The organism is Paraburkholderia sp. BR10937, from assembly GCF_040965695.1.
GTDB lineage: Bacteria > Pseudomonadota > Gammaproteobacteria > Burkholderiales > Burkholderiaceae > Paraburkholderia.
Genome location: NZ_JBFRCL010000058.1, coordinates 20261 through 36001 on the forward strand (window position 1 = coordinate 20261; position 15741 = coordinate 36001).

Sequence of the window (15741 nt, forward strand, 5' to 3'; positions counted from 1 at the left end):
TCATGTCCTCCGACGATACCCCCAACCAACCCTCGCGCCCCGCGCGTCGCGGCTTCCTGAAAGCCGGCGCCGCGCTCGGTGCGACCCTCGGCGCAGGCGCGCCCACGAGCGGCCTCGCCCAGGCCGCCGAAGCGAAGCACCACGCGATGTCCGCCGACCCGATGCTCGCCGTCGAGCCTTTCTACGGCGAGCACCAGGGCGGCATCGTGACACCGCAGCAGGCGCACACGTATGTCGCGGCCTTCGACCTCACGACGACCTCGCGCGACGACGTCATCAACCTGCTGCGCAGGTGGACCGAGTCCGCGGCGCGCATGAGTCAGGCGCAGCCGGCAGCCGCGCTGGACTACACCGGCGACGACCACCCCGCACCCGACTCCGGCGACGTGCTGGGCCTCGGCCCGGCGGGACTCACGGTCACCTTCGGCTTCGGCCCCGGCCTCTTCACGTCGCAGGACAAGGACCGCTACGGCCTCGCGCACAAGCGCCCCGCCGCGCTCGTCGACCTGCCGCGCTTCAACGGCGACCAGCTGATCGCGCAGAAGACCGGCGGCGATCTGTTCGTGCAGGCGTGCGCCAACGACGCGCAAGTCGCTTTCCACGCGGTACGCCAGCTCGCGCGCCAGGGCTATGGAATCCTGACGATGCGCTGGGGCCAGGCGGGATTTCTCTCGGGCCCGCGCTCGCAAACGCCGCGCAACCTCATGGGCTTCAAGGACGGCACGAACAACCCGCCGACCACGGACCCGAAGGCGATGAACCAGTTCGTCTGGGCCACCGCCGCCGACGCGCCGTGGATGCAGGGCGGCACCTATACGGTGGTGCGCCGCATCCGCATCACGCTGGAGCACTGGGACCAGATGGAACTGGGCTTTCAGGAACAGGTGTTCGGCCGCCACAAGTACAGCGGCGCGCCAATTGGCCAGAAGAAGGAATTCGACAACGTCGATCTCGACGCGCAGGACAAGGACGGCAATCCGCTGATTCCCGAGAACTCGCACGTGCGTCTCTCGAACCGCGCGTCCAACAACGGCGCGCAGATCCTGCGCCGCTCGTACTCGTACAACGACAGTACTGACTTCTACATCGAGCGCTGGCCGCCGTGGCGCCAGGAAACCGAATATGACGCGGGGCTCATCTTCATCGCCCACCAGGGCGACCCGCGCACCGGCTTCATTCCGATCAACGAGCGCCTCGCGAAGTTCGACATGATGAACCAGTTCACGACCCACGTGGGCAGCGCAATCTTCGCGTGCCCGCCTGGCACGAAAGCGGGCTCGTTCATAGGCGCGGAGCTGTTCAACGCCTGAGATTCATCGATAACAACGGATAACGAAGCAATATGAAAATTTCCATGATGCGCGCACCGCTGCGCGCCGCCGCCCTCTCGCTCGCGCTTGCCGGCATGCTGCCGCTCGCCGCGCACGCAGCCTCGATCACGCTCTACAACGCGCAGCACGAGCAGGTCGTGAACCAGCTCGCGAAGGACTTCGAGCAGCAGACGGGCATCGACGTGAAGATCCGCAGCGGCGAAGGTCCGGCGCTCGCGGCGCAGCTCGTCGCCGAAGGCGAGAAGACGCCCGCCGACGTCTACTTCACCGAGAACTCGCCTGAATTGATGTTGCTGGAAGAAAAGGGCCTGCTCGCCCCCGTGCAGCAAGCGACGCTCGCGACCGTGCCCGCGCGCTTCAACTCGCCGCAAGGACAATGGGTGGGCGTGAGCGCGCGCGAGAACGTGCTCGCGTACAACACGGCCAAGGTGCAGCCCGCGCAATTGCCGAAGTCGATTTTCGATCTCGCCAGGCCCGAATGGAAGGGCAAGATCGGCATCGCGCCGAGCGACGCCGACTTCCTGCCGCTCGTCGACGCCGTGCTCGCCGTGAAGGGCGAGGCCGCCACGCTCGAATGGCTCAAGGGTCTGAAAACCAACTCGCAGATCTTCGACGACGACGAAGGCGTGGTCGCTGCCGTGAATCGCGGCGCGGTCGCCACCGGCATCATCAACAACTACTACTGGGACCGCCTGCACGCCGAGATGGGCGACAAGAAAACGCAAAGCGCCGTCGCGCATTTCGCCGATGGCGACGTGGGCGCGCTCGTCAACGTTTCGGGTGCCGCCGTGATGAAGTCCGCGCACAATGTAGACGGTGCGCAGAAGTTCCTCGCCTACCTCGTGAGCGAGCGCGCACAGAAGCTGATGGCGCAGGACCACATCAGCTACGAGTACCCGCTGCGGCCCGGCGTGGCGAGCGATCCCATCAACAAGCCGTTCGACCAGCTGAAGCCGCCCGCGCTGACCATCCAGCAGCTCGGCGACGACAGCCAGGCGGGCAAGCTGCTACGTCAGGCTGGCCTGCTGTAATCGGCATGGAGTACGAAGCAAGATCGTGAGCGAAGCAGTTACAACGGCGCAGTCCGTACCTGAGTCTCATCAAGTGGATGTCGCGGGGGGCCCGCCCCCGCGCGTGCGGCGGCGTGCGCCGCGCGCGCTCTTCGCCGCCGCCGCGCTCGGCCCGCTGCTGGTGCTGCTGCCGCTCGCACTGACGTTCTGGCGCGCGCTGTCCTTTGGTTCGGCCGACGCCGCCGAGCTGATCTTCCGGCCGCTGGTCGGCGAGTTGCTCGTCAACACGCTCTCGATTACGGTTTCGGCCACGCTCGCCTGCGCCGTGCTCGGCACCGCGGTGGCGTGGATCGTCGAGCGCACAGACGTGCCAGGGCGGCGTGCCTGGGCGCTCCTCGCCGCCGCGCCGCTCGCCATGCCCGCGTTCGTCACGAGCTACGCGTGGGTCTCGCTGAGCCTCGATTTGCAGGACTTTCTCGGCGCGTTCATCGTCATCACGACGGCCTACTTCCCACTCGTCTACCTGCCCGTGGCCGCCGCGCTGCGCGGCCTCGACCCCGCGCTCGAAGAATCGGCGCGCGCGCTCGGCTGCAACCGCTGGGCCGTATTCGTGCGCGTCGTGCTGCCGCAATTGCGACCCGCGCTGTTCGGCTCGATGCTGCTCGTCGCGCTTGGCGTGCTCTCCGAATTCGGCGCATTTACGCTGCTTTTTTTTGTTACGGTGACCACCGAGATCTACGCGGAATACCGCACGAGCTTCGACGGCGGAGGTGCCTCGCTGCTGGCCTGCGTGCTGATCCTGCTCTGCCTCGTATGCCTCGTGCTCGAGTTCCGCGTGCGCGGGCGCGCGCGCTACGAGCGCGTGGATCGCGGCGCGCGCCGCGCGAGCGTGCGCCATGCGCTCGGCCGCTGGCGCTGGCCCGTCGCGGCGGGTTTCGTCGCGCTCAATGTGGCGACGCTCGGCGTGCCGCTCGCGATGATCGGCTACTGGCTCACGCAACCCGGCGCGGCGGCGATCACGCCCGCCGATGTCTCGCCGGAGTTGCTGGTTTCGACCACGTTCGCCTCGCTGCGCCTCGGCCTCACGGCCGCGTTTTTCACCACCCTGCTCGCGCTGCCGCTCGCGTATTTGCTTGCGCGCTATCCCGGCCGCGCCGCCGCATTTCTCGAACGCACGGCCTTCATCGCGCAGGGCGTCCCGAGTCTCGTCATCGCGCTTGCCATTGTCTCGCTCGCGGTGCGCGCGCTCGAACCGCTCTACCAGGGCACCACACTGCTGATTGCGGCGTACGCGATCCTCTGTCTGCCCCTTGCGCTCGTGAGCGTGTGCGCGGCGCTCATGCAGGCGCAGCAGCGCCTCGAAGATACGGCGCGCGCGCTCGGCCTGGGATGGTTCGCCACGCTGCGCCGCGTCGTGCTGCCGCTCGCGGGTCCCGGCCTCGGCGCGGCGGCCTCGATGGTGTTCATCTCGGTGATCACCGAACTGAACGCCACGCTGCTGCTCGCGCCGATCGGCACGCACACGCTCGCCACGCAGGTCTGGACCGACACCTCGACGCTCGCCTTCGCGGCCGCCGCGCCCTATGCCGCGCTGCTCTCCGCGCTTTCGCTCGCCGCTTCGGGCCTGCTGTTCGCGTTTGCGGGCCGTTCCGCGCTCGCTGGCCATGCAACGGTCAATATGCCGGTCGAACCGGTCAACGCGCCACCCGGCGACGCCTGAGCCCCAGTTAGCCCCAAGTTAGCCCCATGAGCACACTTCGCATTTCTGGCCTGAAAAAGGCCTTCGATGGCCATCCGGTCCTGCATGGCATCGATCTATCCGTGCGCTCGGGTTCGCTCGTCGCGCTGCTCGGGCCTTCGGGCAGCGGCAAGACCACGCTGCTGCGCGTGCTGTGCGGTTTCGAACGCGCCGACGCCGGCACGATCGAGATCGACGGCCGCCGCGTCGCCGGCGAGCGGCTGCATCTGCCGACCGAGCAGCGTCATATCGGCTACGTGCCGCAAGAAGGTGCGCTCTTTCCGCACCTCACGGTTGCCGACAACATCGTGTTCGGCCTGCCGCGCGCGCAGCGGCGCGCGCACCATCGCGTGGCCGAATTGCTCGAACTCGTCGGTCTTCCGGAATCCTATGCATCGCGCGCGCCGCAGCAACTCTCGGGTGGCCAGCAGCAGCGCGTGGCGCTCGCCCGCGCGCTCGCGCCCTCGCCCGGCCTCGTGATGCTCGACGAGCCGTTCTCGTCGCTCGACGCCGCGCTGCGCGTCGAAACGCGCGAAGCCGTGGCGCGCGCGCTCGCCGCCGCCGGCGCGACCGCTGTGCTCGTCACGCACGACCAGGCCGAGGCGCTCTCGCTCGGTCATGAAGTGGCCGTGCTGTGGCGCGGCAAGCTGTTGCAAAGCGGACCGCCGCAAACGCTGTATCGCCGCCCGGCCACGCGCGAACTCGCGGCCTTCATCGGCGAGGCAGTGCTGCTGCCGGGGACGGTGGCCAACGGGCGCGCGCATTGCGTGCTCGGCGCGCTGCCGATCCAGCAAGACCAGCGCGCGGCAGAAGGCGCCGTGGACGTGATGCTGCGACCCGAGCAGATCGACGTGCTGCCCGAAACCGCCCAGCGCGACGGCGCGCTCGAAGCGGTCGTGCAGGCCATCACCTTCCAGGGTCAGGACGCCGCGCTCACGCTGCAGCTGATCGATGCGCACGCAACGGTCCGCGCGCGCGTGCCCGGCTATCGCACGCCGCGCGAAGGCGAGCGCGTGCGGCTCGCGGTGGGTGGCGAAGTGAGCGTCTACCCGCGCTGACGCGGCACCGAGAGGTCCTGCACCATCTGCTGCGCGAGGTAGTCGCAAGTCGGCCGGTTCGACTTGCCGCTGCGCGCCACCACGATTTCCAGCGGCTCGATCTTCGGCAGGCCCTGCGCCTCGCCAAGGATCGCGAAGCGCGGCGGCACGCTGCAGCGCGTAAGCGCGACGATAGCAATGCCCGCCTCCACCGTCGCCGTCAACCCCATCAAACTCGCGCTGCTATAGGCGGCGCGGTAGCGGATGTGTGCGCCGTCGAGCGCCGCCACGGTATGCGCGCGCGCCACGCTGCCGTGCTCGTAGAGCCCGACCGGCAGCGGCGACATGGCAAGCGGCGCGGGATCGGTGGCGGACCCCACCCAGACCATCTCCTCGGCGCGCACGAACTCGCCGCGCATTTTGCGGTCGCGCGTGACGAAGGCGATGTCGATCTTGTTGTCCGCCAGCATCGGCCCGAGCGCGACGCTCTGCGCACAGACGATCTCGATCTCCACATGCGGATAAAGCGTGGAGAAGCGCCGCAACACCGGTGACAGCAGCGACGCCATATAGTCGTCGGGCGCGCCGAGCACCACGCGCCCCGTCACCTCGGGCCGCACCAGCGCCGCCCACGCCTCCTCCTGCAGGTCGAGCGCGCGCCGCGCATATTCGAGCAGCGTGTTGCCCGGCCGCGTGAGCGCGAGATTGCGCGTGTCGCGCGTAAATAACGTGGTGCCGAGCATCTGCTCGAGCCGCTTGACCTGCATGCTCACGGCCGCCTGCGACCGATGCACGGCCACGGCGCCCTTCGTGAAGCTGCCCGCGTCCGCCACGGCGGCGAAGGTACGCAGCAAATCGATGTCGAATTCGGGGTTCATACGCGGGATGGTCGGGGCTGCAGCCGATTCATAAGCTGGATTGATGGAATTCTTCAATTTAATTCGTTTGCCCGCGTCCCGCAACTGGCGAATACTTAACCTGTCTTCAACCCCCTTTCGATTCCCCCGCTCCGGCCATGCAATCCGAACATCACGGCAACCGCCAGCAAGGCGTCCTCATGCTCGCGGGCGGCGGCCTCCTGATGGGCACGATCGGCGTGTTCGTCGAGGAGGCGCGCCTCGGCGCCCTCACGCTCGTGTTCTTCCGCTGCTTTTTCGGCATGCTCGCGCTCGCCGGGTACTGCGCGTACAAGGGCTGGCTCTCGCCGCGGCAGTTCACGCGCCGCACGCTCGCGCTCGCGGTGATTTCAGGCGTGCTGATGGTCACGCAGTGGGTCGCCTTCTTCGACGCGATCCATCGCACGAGCATCGCCGTCTCGACGGTCGTGTTCCATGTGCAGCCGTTCTGGGTCGTGCTGATGGGCGCGGCGATCTTTCACGAGCGGCTCGGCGCCGACCGGCTGGGCTGGATCGGCATCGCGTTCGTGGGGCTCGTGTTCGCTTCCGGCGTGCTCGCGGAAACCCACGTGGCCGATCGCACGAGCTACATGATCGGCATTGGCGAGTCGCTGGGCGGCTCGGTGCTCTACGCGAGCGTCACGCTGATCGCCAAGAGCCTGCGCAACTTTCGCCCGCATCTGCTCACGCTGACGCAATGCGTGGTGGGCTCGGTGTGCCTGCCGCTGATCGCGCCGTTTTTTGCGCCGCTCGAACTCGCGCATATTTCGGCCACGCAATGGGGCTGGCTCGTGGGCATGGGGGTGCTGCACACAGGGCTTTCGTACGTGCTGATCTACGGCGCGCTGCCGATGTTGACCACGCCCGTGATCGCCGTGCTGCTGTTCGTGTATCCGCTCACTGCGATCGCCGTCGATGCGATCGTCTACGGTCGCGCACTGAGCGTGCCCCAGCTTGCGGGCATGGCGCTGATCGTGGCGGCGAGCCTCGGAGTCAATCTCGGCTGGCGCCTGTTGCCGCCGAGGCTCGTGAAGGCGCGGCGTTAACCGACGCGCCGCATAGGGGGTCAGGAAGGCAGCGTTTGACCCTTCGTTTCCGGCGCAAACGGAATGATCAGAAGGCCGAGAACGAAGGCCAGCGCCGTGAGCGCCACCGGCACGCCGAGCGTGTGCATACGCAGCACGGCCGCGCCCAGCAGGAAGTTCACGCCCGCGCCCACGAAGCGGCCAAACGACGTGCAGAACGCGAACGCCGTGGCGCGCACACGCGTTTCGAACTGTTCGGGCAGCCAGAGGCTGAACAGCGCGAAATTGCCGCCGAAGAACCCCAGTACGAAGAGCAGCGCGATGAACGGCACGAGTCCGTTCTGCAGGTAGAACGCCCAGCCGAAGCTCGCCGCGATCGTCACGGCCATGCCCGCGAAATAGACAGCAAGCGTCCACCTGCGGCCGATGCGCTCAGCCATGGGCGGCAGCGCGAGGCAACCCAGTATCGTGCCGATCGACAGGATGCCCGTGGCGATAGAAGCCGTACGGATCGCCTCGGCCTTGTTGGCACCCGCCTTCGTCGCCAGCTGGATCACGGCGGACGGTTCATAAACCGCGCCTGCCCACAACCCGATGATCGCGATGGTCAGCAGCGCGCACGCCACCACGGTGCGCAGGCGGTACACATCGCCGAAGATTTCACGCAGCGGGTGGCCGCGGTGCACATGGCTCGCCTCCGACTTCTGCCACTTGGCCGGCTCCTCCACACGCGTGAGCACGAGAATGGCCACCACCACCGGGACCGCACCCGTGAGGAACATGGCGCGCCAGCCGAAGTGCACGCCGACCGTGTAATTGAGCGCGGCCGCAATGAAGAAGCCCGCGTAATAGCCGGTCTGCAGATAGCCCGCGCCCATCTTGCGGCGATCCTCCGGCCACGATTCGGCCACATAGGTACCCGCGAGCGCCCACTCCCCGCCGATGCCTACGCCCGCCAGAAAGCGGTAGATGCCGAGCGACCACACGCTCTGCGCGGTGGCCGAAAGTCCCGTGAAGATCGCAAACATGAAGATGGTGGCGGCCAGCACGCGCGTGCGGCCGAAGCGGTCCGCGAGCGGCCCCCAGATGAACGACAGCCCCCAGCCCACGAGGAAGAGCGCGAACAGGATCGAGCCGGCAAGCCCGATGTTCGCCGCACTTGCCTCATAGCCCGAACGCGGCAACAGCTCCGTGAGCGCGGGCGTGAGCACGAGTGCGTAGATGAACGAGTCCATCCCGTCGAGCGTCCAGCCTGCCCAGGCGCCCCAGAAACCGGCGATCTGCGACCGGTTGAGCGGTGTCTTGGTGCGAGTTCGCCGTGCGGACTCGGTGATCGAATTCATGATGCTCCTCTCTCCATTGATGCCTCGCCAGCCCACGCAGCAAGATGCGCACGCACGCCGCGAAACGCGGAAATGCAGGCCGCGGCAGTGCCGGCCCTCTTCAGGAACTCCCTGTAAGCCCCCGTTCTTCTTACCCGTCTATAGTGAATCTGGTGTTTCCGTGTTGCGGGTTTTCGAGGCTTTCGCCTTGGTCGTTTTATATATAATATTTGATCTCATGAGCGACGCAACGAATGGTTTTCCCCTGGAAGGCGCGGCAGCGCCCCGCACCAGCACCTCGCGCATGATCGCCGACGCCCTGCGCAGCGCGATCGTCGAGGGCAAGCTCGCGCCCAACGCGCCGCTGCGCCAGGACGCGATCGCGCGGCATTTTTCGGTCAGCGCGATCCCCGTGCGCGAGGCGCTGCGCCAGCTCGCGAGCGAAGGCTGGGCGAAGATCGAGGTCAACAAGGGCGCGAGCGTGGCCCCGCTCTCCGCGGACGAGGCGCGCGAAATCTACGAGATCCGCTCCGCGCTCGAAAGCCTCGCGCTCGGCCTCGCCATTCCGAATCACACGAGCGCCACGCTGCGCGAAGTGACCGCGCTGGCCGCCGCCGCGAAGCGCGAGCGCGATCCGTCGCTCTATGTCGCGCGCAACGAGGCCTTTCACATGAGCCTCTACGCGCCCGCCGGCCGGCCGCAGCTGATGGAAATGCTCACCGCGCTGCATCGCCGCGGCGAACGCTATTTGCGCCTGAAATTCGGCTTCCCCGAATACAAGGGCGAATCCGATAGCGAGCACACCGAAATTCTCGCCGCCGTGAAGCGCGGCGACGTGCCCACCGCGCAAAAGCTCGTGGCCGAGCACCTGCTCGGCACGGGCGAACTCATCTACCGTTTCCTGACCGAGCGCGCCGCGCTGCCTGCAGTGGCAACCTCAGTGGCAACCTCAGTGCCGCCTTCGGCACGAACTGCCGCCGCGAAGCCGCGCGCCGCCTCTTCCCGCTCACGGAGCCGAACCGCCGATGAAGCCTCAAGCTGATACGCCAACCTCGCCTGACCTCGCGCCGCGTTCGTGGACCACGCGCCGCGACGAAAAGGCCCGCCGCCTCGCCGCCGTTTCGGGCTGGCTCGAAGACGGCGTCCTGCCCGCGTCGCGCATGACCGATGCGCTCGAACTGCTGATCCGACCGGGCGACCGCGTCGCGCTCGAAGGCGACAACCAGAAGCAGGCCGACTTCCTCTCGCGCTCGCTGGCCAAGGCCGATCCGGCCAAGGTCAACAACGTTCACCTGCTCATTTCCAGCATCAGCCGCCCCGAGCATCTGACGCTGTTCGAGCGCGGCATCGCGCACCGCGTGGACTTCGCGTTCGCGGGGCCGCAGAGCCTGCGCGTGGCGCAACTGCTCGAAGACGGCCAGCTCGAAGTGGGCGCGATCCATACCTATGTCGAGCTGTACGCGCGCATGTTCGTCGACCTGATTCCCCACGTCGCGCTGCTGTGCGCCGAAAAAGCCGACCGCCACGGCAACCTCTACACCGGCCCGAACACCGAAGACACCCCGACCATCGCCGAAGCCGCCGCGTTCAGCCAGGGCATTGTGATCGTTCAGGTCAACGAAATCGTCGATGAACTGCCGCGCGTGGACATTCCCGGCTCGTGGGTCGACGTGGTCGTGCAGGCCGACCGGCCGTTCGCGGTCGAGCCGCTCTTCACGCGCGATCCGCGCCACATCGGCGACCTGCAGGTGCTCACCGCGATGATGGTCATCAAGGGAATTTACGCGCCCTATGGCATCGCCGCGCTCAATCACGGGATTGGTTTCGACACCGCCGCGATCGAATTGCTGCTCCCCACCTACGGCGAGTCGCTCGGGCTCAAGGGCAAGATCTGCCGCAACTGGACGCTCAATCCGCACCCCACGCTGATTCCCGCCATCGAATCGGGCTGGGTGGAAAGCATCCATTGCTTCGGCAGCGAAGTGGGCATGGAAGCCTATATCGCCGCGCGGCCCGATGTGTTCTTCACCGGCAGCGACGGCAGCCTGCGCTCGAACCGCGTGCTGTGCCAGCTCGCGGGGCAATATGCCGTCGATCTCTTCATCGGCTCGACGCTGCAGATCGACGCGGACGCGAATTCATCCACCGTCACGCGCGGCCGGCTCGCGGGCTTCGGCGGCGCGCCGAACATGGGCCACGATCCGCGCGGGCGGCGCCATGCGAGCGAAGCGTGGCTCAAGCTGCTCAAGGACAACGGCCCGGTTTCGCGCGGCCACAAGCTCGTGGTGCAACTGGCGGAAACCTGGAAGAAAGGCGGTGAGCCGACCTTCGTCGACGAACTCGACGCTATCGCCGTGGGCCAGAAGAGCGGCATGCCCGTCGCGCCCGTGATGATCTACGGCGACGATGTGAGCCATGTCGTGACCGAAGAGGGTATCGCCCACCTGCATCGTGCAGAGGGCATCGACGAGCGCCGCGCCGCACTCGCGGCCGTGGCGGGCGTGACACCGATCGGCCTGCGCGCGCAGCAGCAGAAAACCGACGAACTGCGCCGCCGCGGCATCGTGCAGTTCCCCGAAGATCTCGGCATCTTGCGCGGCGAGGCAAAGCGCTCGCTGCTCGCAGCGCGCAGCATCGACGATCTGGTGACGTGGTCGGGCGGGCTCTATACGCCGCCGGCCCGTTTCCGCAGCTGGTAAGCGCGATGCGTACGCTTTCTTTAACGGCGCTTGCCGAGGGCTCGGCGGGCCTCGCGCGGCGGGTCCCGTACGCGGGCGACGCGCGGCCGGCCTCCGCCGACGCGCAGCTCGCCCGTTTCGCCCGCGACGCGCTGATCGAAGAGGCGCGCCTCACGCCCAAGCCCGCGCTCGTGGACGCGCGCGGTAGCGGCGCGCACGACGATCTCGATCTCGCGACGATGCTGCGCTCGGCGCACGCGCTCGAACCCACGTTCGAAGCGCTCGCGCGCGCCTCGCGCGGGGCTGCGCCCGGCACGGCGCTGCGCACCGATCTCGCGCGCATCGGCCGCGCCGGCGAAGCCGCGATGATGCGCGCGACACAAGGCAGCAACGCGCATCGCGGCGCGATCTGGATCGTCGGGCTACTGGTGGCGGGCGCGGCGATCGTGCATACGCCGCAAGGCAGCGACAGCGACTGCGCCCACGCGGCGCGCATCTGCGAAACGGCTGCGCAGATCGCGCGCTTCGACGACCTGCTCGCGCAGCCCGCGCAAAGCAACGGCGAGCGCGTGCGTCAGCGCTACAACGTGGGCGGCGCGCGCAGCGAAGCGCAAGACGGCTTTCCGCACGTCGTACGCGTGGGTCTGCCCGCCCTGCAGGCCGCGCGCGCGCAAGGCCACGACGAAGCCCACGCGCGCGTGGACGCCCTGCTCGCGATCATGGCCTCGCTCGACGACACCTGCGTGCTGCATCGCGCGGGGCTCGCCGGGCGCGAGGCCGCGCAAGCGGGCGCGCAAGGCGTGCGCGACGCGGGCGGCCTCGCCACGCAAGCCGGCCGCGCCGCGTTCGATGCGCTCGAACGCGCGCTGCTCGCACTCAACGCATCGCCGGGTGGCGCGGCCGATCTGCTCGCCGCGACGCTCTTCATCGACAGACTGGTTCAGCACCGCATGGGCGGGAGGACGGTTTCATGGAACAACTGACATTCGACTATCCGGCGCAACGCGCCGTGACGACGCGCGCCCACGTGGGCGTGGTGGGCTCGGGCGATCTCGAAGTGCTGCTGCTGCCCGCGAGCGACATGCAGGCGCGCGTGGTCGTGCAGACGAGCGTGGACGGCTATAGCCACATCTGGAAGAGCGTGCTCGACCGCTTCTTCACGCGTTACGACGGCGCGGCGCTCATCGAGATCAACGACTTCGGCGCCACGCCAGGCGTGGTGGCGCTGCGCCTCGCGGAAGCCGTGGAAGCCGCGCAGGAGGCGCAGTCATGAGCAGCCCGAATCAACTGACGCCGGCCACGCTGCTGCGCGAGAGCTTCATCGAATTGAGCGCGCGCGAACGCGCGGCCGCCGTGCTGGACACGGGCACATTCCGCGAACTGCTCGGGCCGTTCGACCGTATCGAATCGCCGTGGCTGCCGTTGCAGGGCATCGTCTGCCAGGCCGACGACGGCGCAGTGATCGCACGCGGCACCATCGACGGCGAGCCCGCCGTCGTGGCCGCGATCGAATCGGCATTCCAGGGCGGCAGCATCGGCGAAGTGTCGGGCAGCAAGATCGCCGCCGCACTCGAACTGGCGCTCGCCGACTGCGAGCGCGGCAAGATCGTGCGGCCCGTCATCCTGTTCGAGACCGGTGGCGTGCGCTTGCAGGAGGCCAATCTCGGCCTCGCCGTGATCGCGGAGATCCAGTCGGCCATCGTCGCGTTGCGCGCGCATGTGCCCGTGGTCGGCGTGATCGCGGGCATGGTGGGTTGCTTTGGCGGCATGTCGCTCGCGGCGGCCCTCTGTTCGACGCTCGTGATGACGAAGCAAGGCCGCCTCGGCATGAATGGCCCGGAGGTGATCGAACAGGAAGCCGGCATCGAGGAACTCGATTCGAGCGATCGCCGCCAGGTGTGGCGATTGATCGGCGGCGAGCAGCGCGCGCAAACAGGTTTCGCCGATGCGCTCGTCGAAGACGCCGTGGACGACGTGCGCGCCGCCGTGCGCGCGGCGTTTGCGCAAGGCGCGCCGCGCACGCCGCGCTCGGCCGATGTGGATGCCACGCTCGCGAAACTCGCACAGATCGATCCCGCCAGCGTCACCCCAGAAACGATGCGTGCGGTGTTCACCGCTTCGCCCCTGAACCTGCGCGGAGAAAACGCATGAACGACACGACGACGAGCCGCGGCGCACGCTGGCTGCGCGCCCTCGCGGGCACGGACACGCAGGGCGCGTGCGTGCAATACGCCGATGCGCCGCTCGACAACGAAACCGCGCGCTTCATCACCGTCGCACCCGATCCCGTGAACCGCTTTCCGCGCGCGCGCGACAACGTGGTGGGCCTCGAACAAGGCTGGCGTCTCGCGAAGGCCGTGCGCGAAACGATTGCCGAAGACGCCGCGAGCGGCAAGCGCCGCCCCATCATCGCGATCGTCGATGTGAAGAGCCAGGCCTACGGCTATCGCGAGGAGATGCTCGGCATTCACCTCGCCTGCGCCTCGGCCGTGGACGCCTACGCAAGCGCGCGGCTCGCCGGGCATCCCGTGGTGGCGCTGATCGTCGGGCCCGCCATGTCGGGCGCGTTTCTCGCACACGGCTATCAGGCCAATCGCATCGTCGCGCTCGACGCGCACGGCACGATGGTCCACGCCATGGGCAAGGAAGCGGCGGCGCGCATTACGCGGCGCAGCGTCGAGGACCTCGACGAACTGGGCGAAAAGATCGTGCCGATGTCGTATTCGATGGCTTCGTTCGCAAAGCTCGGTCTGCTCGACGAGTTGATCGAGGGCATCGATGCGGACGCGCCGAGCGAAGCGCAGATCGCGCGCGTGCGCGACGTGCTCGCACAGAAGGTGCGGGAAGCACGCAGCGACACGAGCGGCCTCGCGCATCGTCTGCAAGGCGAGTCGGCGCAGCGTACGCGTGCGGCGTCGATCGAGGTGCGCAAGCGCCTCGCGCAACAGTGGGACGCCAGCTGATGCGCGTGTGCGCCGCCCCGCCGTTCGCTGCTGACACGCCGTGCGTGGACGACGCACGCTGGCGCGCGCACGATCTGCTTCGTATCGCGCGCCATACGCCGTCAGGCGACGAGCCGGAGTGGGTACGCGAGGCGCTTGCCCGCGCGCCCTGGGTAGTCGTGCGGCGCACGTGCGCGGCGGCCGGTTTCGTGGCGGTAGGCGTGCGCGGCAGCGTACGTTCGGAGCGTTTCGGCACCTGGATCAATACTGAGGATATCGAATCATTATTTGCTCCTGAGGATCTGCTCGGCGTCGGGCCGCTTCGCGCACGCCGCGCATTGCCCGCGTTCATCGCGCTCGCTACCCTGCGCACAAGCGCGGCGGCGTTGCGCCATTACGTTTGGGGCCCTACGGGCAGCGCCGGCTTCGAACTTGCCACGGGCGTTCCCACCCTCACCGCATCGAGCGATCTCGACATCCTGATTCGTCTGCCGCAGCGCGTCTCGCGCTCGGCGATCGAGTCGCTTGCGCAGACGCTCGCTCAAGCCGCGAGCCGCGCCGGCACACGCATCGACGCGCAACTCGAAACGCCCGCGGGCGGCGTCGCGCTCGCCGAACTCGCGGCGCACAAGCCGCGCGTGCTGGCGCGCGCGTCCAGCGGCGCGCAGCTCGTCGCCGACCCGTGGCAAGCAGCATGACGCTCGCCCTGCTCTTTCCCGGCCAGGGCGCGCAAAACGCCGGCTTCCTCCACAAGCTGCCGCAACACGACACCGTGCGGGCGACGCTCGACGAGGCCTCGGCGGCACTCGGCTTCGACGTCCTCACGCTCGACAGCGACGACGCCTTGCGTTCCACGGTCGCCGTGCAGATCGGCCTCACGGTCGCAGGCGTAGCCGTGATGCGTGCGCTCGCGCAAGAAGGACTCGCGCCGCAATTCAGCGCTGGACTTTCCGTGGGCGCTTATGCGGCCGCGGTAAGCTGCGAGGCCCTGGCGTTTGGCGACGCGCTGCAGATGGTCCGCAAACGCGCCGAGCTGATGGAGAACGCGTGGCCCTCGGGCTATGGCCTCACGGCCGTCGCGGGGCTAAGCGAGACGCAGGTGGAAACGCTCGCCGATACGCATGCACGCGATGGCGGCGAGCGCGTGTACGTGGCGAACGTCAACGCGCCGCGCCAGATCGTCGTAGCCGGCGCCGGCGGCGCGCTCGAAGCGTTTGCCGCCCGCGCGCTCGCCGCCGGCGCGCGCAAGGCGCAACGGCTCGCAGTGGCCGTTCCTTCGCACTGCGAACTATTGGCCGACGCCGCCGATATGCTAACCGAGTGGGCACGCGACATACCGTTTCGTACGCCACGCAGCGTCTATGTCGACAATCGCGGCGGCCGGCCGCTCTACAGCGCCGACGCCATCCGCGCCGATCTCGCCACCAACATGCGCTACACGGTGCGCTGGTACGACGCGCTCACGGTCATGATCGAGTCGGGCGCGAGCGTGCTGGTCGAAGCGCCGCCCGGCCAGGTGCTCACGGACATTGCGCGCGAGCATTATCCGGAAGTGACTGCGCTCGCGGGCTCGGGTTTGCCGCTGGAGCGTCTCGTCGCGATCGTGCGGCGCCGGCTCGCCGCGGACGGCTGACCGCCGCGCCAACGCCGGACTTGGCGTTTATGCGCATAAATTCTTATTTGATTTTAGCGCAAAGCCGCTCGCGCGAGCGTAGTCCGCGCACCAAACATCGGCGATTTAACGCCGATCCACAGCGATCTA

The 15741-nt window shown here is 68.1% G+C and carries 15 protein-coding genes; 13 read left to right on the forward strand and 2 right to left on the reverse strand.

The features are described 5' to 3' along the window. Positions 1 to 2: 2 nt before the first annotated feature. From efeB to AB4Y44_RS33830, 4 genes are all read left to right on the forward strand, one after another. Complete coding sequence (gene efeB / locus AB4Y44_RS33815; RefSeq protein ID WP_342922495.1) at positions 3 to 1310, forward strand: iron uptake transporter deferrochelatase/peroxidase subunit; 1308 nt, start codon at positions 3 to 5, stop codon at positions 1308 to 1310. Positions 1311 to 1342: 32 nt separating this feature from the next. Continuing rightward, positions 1343 to 2362: an iron ABC transporter substrate-binding protein gene (locus tag AB4Y44_RS33820; protein WP_368701953.1), complete on the forward strand. Its 1020-nt coding sequence runs from the start codon at positions 1343 to 1345 to the stop codon at positions 2360 to 2362. 73 nt (positions 2363 to 2435) lie between these two features. Beyond that, positions 2436 to 4061, forward strand: coding sequence for an ABC transporter permease (locus AB4Y44_RS33825; RefSeq protein WP_368701963.1), 1626 nt, complete (start codon positions 2436 to 2438; stop codon positions 4059 to 4061). 26 nt (positions 4062 to 4087) lie between these two features. Continuing rightward, the gene (locus AB4Y44_RS33830; RefSeq protein WP_368701954.1) at positions 4088 to 5137 is read left to right on the forward strand and encodes an ABC transporter ATP-binding protein; all 1050 of its coding nucleotides are present in this window, start codon (positions 4088 to 4090) and stop codon (positions 5135 to 5137) included. On the opposite strand, the gene AB4Y44_RS33835 is transcribed toward AB4Y44_RS33830, so the two are convergent. After that, positions 5125 to 5994 carry a LysR family transcriptional regulator gene (locus tag AB4Y44_RS33835; protein WP_342922492.1) on the reverse strand — a complete coding sequence of 290 codons (870 nt, stop codon included), beginning with the start codon at positions 5992 to 5994 and terminating at the stop codon, positions 5125 to 5127. The genes AB4Y44_RS33830 and AB4Y44_RS33835 overlap by 13 nt on opposite strands. A gap of 137 nt (positions 5995 to 6131) precedes the next feature. On the opposite strand from AB4Y44_RS33835, the gene AB4Y44_RS33840 reads away from it, so the two are divergent. Beyond that, complete coding sequence (locus AB4Y44_RS33840) at positions 6132 to 7058, forward strand: DMT family transporter (protein WP_368701955.1); 927 nt, start codon at positions 6132 to 6134, stop codon at positions 7056 to 7058. A 20-nt stretch (positions 7059 to 7078) separates the two neighbouring features. Here the strand turns inward: AB4Y44_RS33840 and AB4Y44_RS33845 are convergent, their stop codons facing one another. After that, entirely contained in the window at positions 7079 to 8380 is a 1302-nt protein-coding gene (locus AB4Y44_RS33845; protein ID WP_342922490.1) for an MFS transporter, read from the reverse strand. Between the two features lie 217 nt (positions 8381 to 8597). Between AB4Y44_RS33845 and AB4Y44_RS33850 the strand changes: the two genes are divergently transcribed. From AB4Y44_RS33850 to mdcH, 8 genes are read left to right on the forward strand one after another with little or no spacing between them, the layout of a single operon-like run. Further along, positions 8598 to 9401 (forward strand): GntR family transcriptional regulator, encoded by an 804-nt coding sequence (locus tag AB4Y44_RS33850; RefSeq protein ID WP_342922489.1) that lies wholly within the window; start codon positions 8598 to 8600, stop codon positions 9399 to 9401. Then, positions 9385 to 11058 carry a malonate decarboxylase subunit alpha gene (mdcA, locus tag AB4Y44_RS33855; protein ID WP_342922488.1) on the forward strand — a complete coding sequence of 558 codons (1674 nt, stop codon included), beginning with the start codon at positions 9385 to 9387 and terminating at the stop codon, positions 11056 to 11058. The genes AB4Y44_RS33850 and mdcA overlap by 17 nt, the downstream gene beginning before the upstream one ends. Positions 11059 to 11063: 5 nt before the next feature. Beyond that, positions 11064 to 12020: a triphosphoribosyl-dephospho-CoA synthase gene (locus AB4Y44_RS33860; RefSeq protein WP_342922487.1), complete on the forward strand. Its 957-nt coding sequence runs from the start codon at positions 11064 to 11066 to the stop codon at positions 12018 to 12020. Then, the gene (locus tag AB4Y44_RS33865; protein WP_368701956.1) at positions 12008 to 12310 is read left to right on the forward strand and encodes a malonate decarboxylase subunit delta; all 303 of its coding nucleotides are present in this window, start codon (positions 12008 to 12010) and stop codon (positions 12308 to 12310) included. Before AB4Y44_RS33860 ends, AB4Y44_RS33865 begins: the two co-directional genes overlap by 13 nt. Beyond that, positions 12307 to 13188, forward strand: coding sequence for a biotin-independent malonate decarboxylase subunit beta (locus AB4Y44_RS33870; RefSeq protein WP_342922486.1), 882 nt, complete (start codon positions 12307 to 12309; stop codon positions 13186 to 13188). The genes AB4Y44_RS33865 and AB4Y44_RS33870 overlap by 4 nt, the downstream gene beginning before the upstream one ends. Beyond that, on the forward strand, positions 13185 to 14000 hold the full coding sequence (gene mdcE / locus AB4Y44_RS33875) for a biotin-independent malonate decarboxylase subunit gamma (protein ID WP_368701957.1): 816 nt from the start codon (positions 13185 to 13187) through the stop codon (positions 13998 to 14000). Before AB4Y44_RS33870 ends, mdcE begins: the two co-directional genes overlap by 4 nt. Beyond that, positions 14000 to 14677, forward strand: coding sequence for a malonate decarboxylase holo-ACP synthase (locus AB4Y44_RS33880; RefSeq protein WP_368701964.1), 678 nt, complete (start codon positions 14000 to 14002; stop codon positions 14675 to 14677). The genes mdcE and AB4Y44_RS33880 overlap by 1 nt, the downstream gene beginning before the upstream one ends. Further along, positions 14674 to 15612, forward strand: coding sequence for a malonate decarboxylase subunit epsilon (gene mdcH, locus AB4Y44_RS33885; RefSeq protein WP_368701958.1), 939 nt, complete (start codon positions 14674 to 14676; stop codon positions 15610 to 15612). Before AB4Y44_RS33880 ends, mdcH begins: the two co-directional genes overlap by 4 nt. The last annotated feature ends 129 nt before the right edge of the window (positions 15613 to 15741 follow it).

Excerpts from the sequence above, each read along its gene's own strand:
- AB4Y44_RS33870 (WP_342922486.1), top strand. The coding sequence starts at position 12,307 with ATGAGCAGCCCGAATCAACTGACGCCGGCCACGCTGCTGCGCGAGAGC.
- AB4Y44_RS33865 (WP_368701956.1), top strand. The coding sequence starts at position 12,008 with ATGGAACAACTGACATTCGACTATCCGGCGCAACGCGCCGTGACGACG.
- AB4Y44_RS33840 (WP_368701955.1), top strand. The coding sequence starts at position 6,132 with ATGCAATCCGAACATCACGGCAACCGCCAGCAAGGCGTCCTCATGCTC.
- mdcA (WP_342922488.1), top strand. The coding sequence starts at position 9,385 with ATGAAGCCTCAAGCTGATACGCCAACCTCGCCTGACCTCGCGCCGCGT.
- mdcH (WP_368701958.1), top strand. The coding sequence starts at position 14,674 with ATGACGCTCGCCCTGCTCTTTCCCGGCCAGGGCGCGCAAAACGCCGGC.
- AB4Y44_RS33830 (WP_368701954.1), top strand. The coding sequence starts at position 4,088 with ATGAGCACACTTCGCATTTCTGGCCTGAAAAAGGCCTTCGATGGCCAT.
- efeB (WP_342922495.1), top strand. The coding sequence starts at position 3 with ATGTCCTCCGACGATACCCCCAACCAACCCTCGCGCCCCGCGCGTCGC.
- AB4Y44_RS33835 (WP_342922492.1), bottom strand. The coding sequence starts at position 5,994 with ATGAACCCCGAATTCGACATCGATTTGCTGCGTACCTTCGCCGCCGTG.
- AB4Y44_RS33860 (WP_342922487.1), top strand. The coding sequence starts at position 11,064 with ATGCGTACGCTTTCTTTAACGGCGCTTGCCGAGGGCTCGGCGGGCCTC.
- AB4Y44_RS33850 (WP_342922489.1), top strand. The coding sequence starts at position 8,598 with ATGAGCGACGCAACGAATGGTTTTCCCCTGGAAGGCGCGGCAGCGCCC.
- AB4Y44_RS33845 (WP_342922490.1), bottom strand. The coding sequence starts at position 8,380 with ATGAATTCGATCACCGAGTCCGCACGGCGAACTCGCACCAAGACACCG.
- mdcE (WP_368701957.1), top strand. The coding sequence starts at position 13,185 with ATGAACGACACGACGACGAGCCGCGGCGCACGCTGGCTGCGCGCCCTC.
- AB4Y44_RS33880 (WP_368701964.1), top strand. The coding sequence starts at position 14,000 with ATGCGCGTGTGCGCCGCCCCGCCGTTCGCTGCTGACACGCCGTGCGTG.
- AB4Y44_RS33820 (WP_368701953.1), top strand. The coding sequence starts at position 1,343 with ATGAAAATTTCCATGATGCGCGCACCGCTGCGCGCCGCCGCCCTCTCG.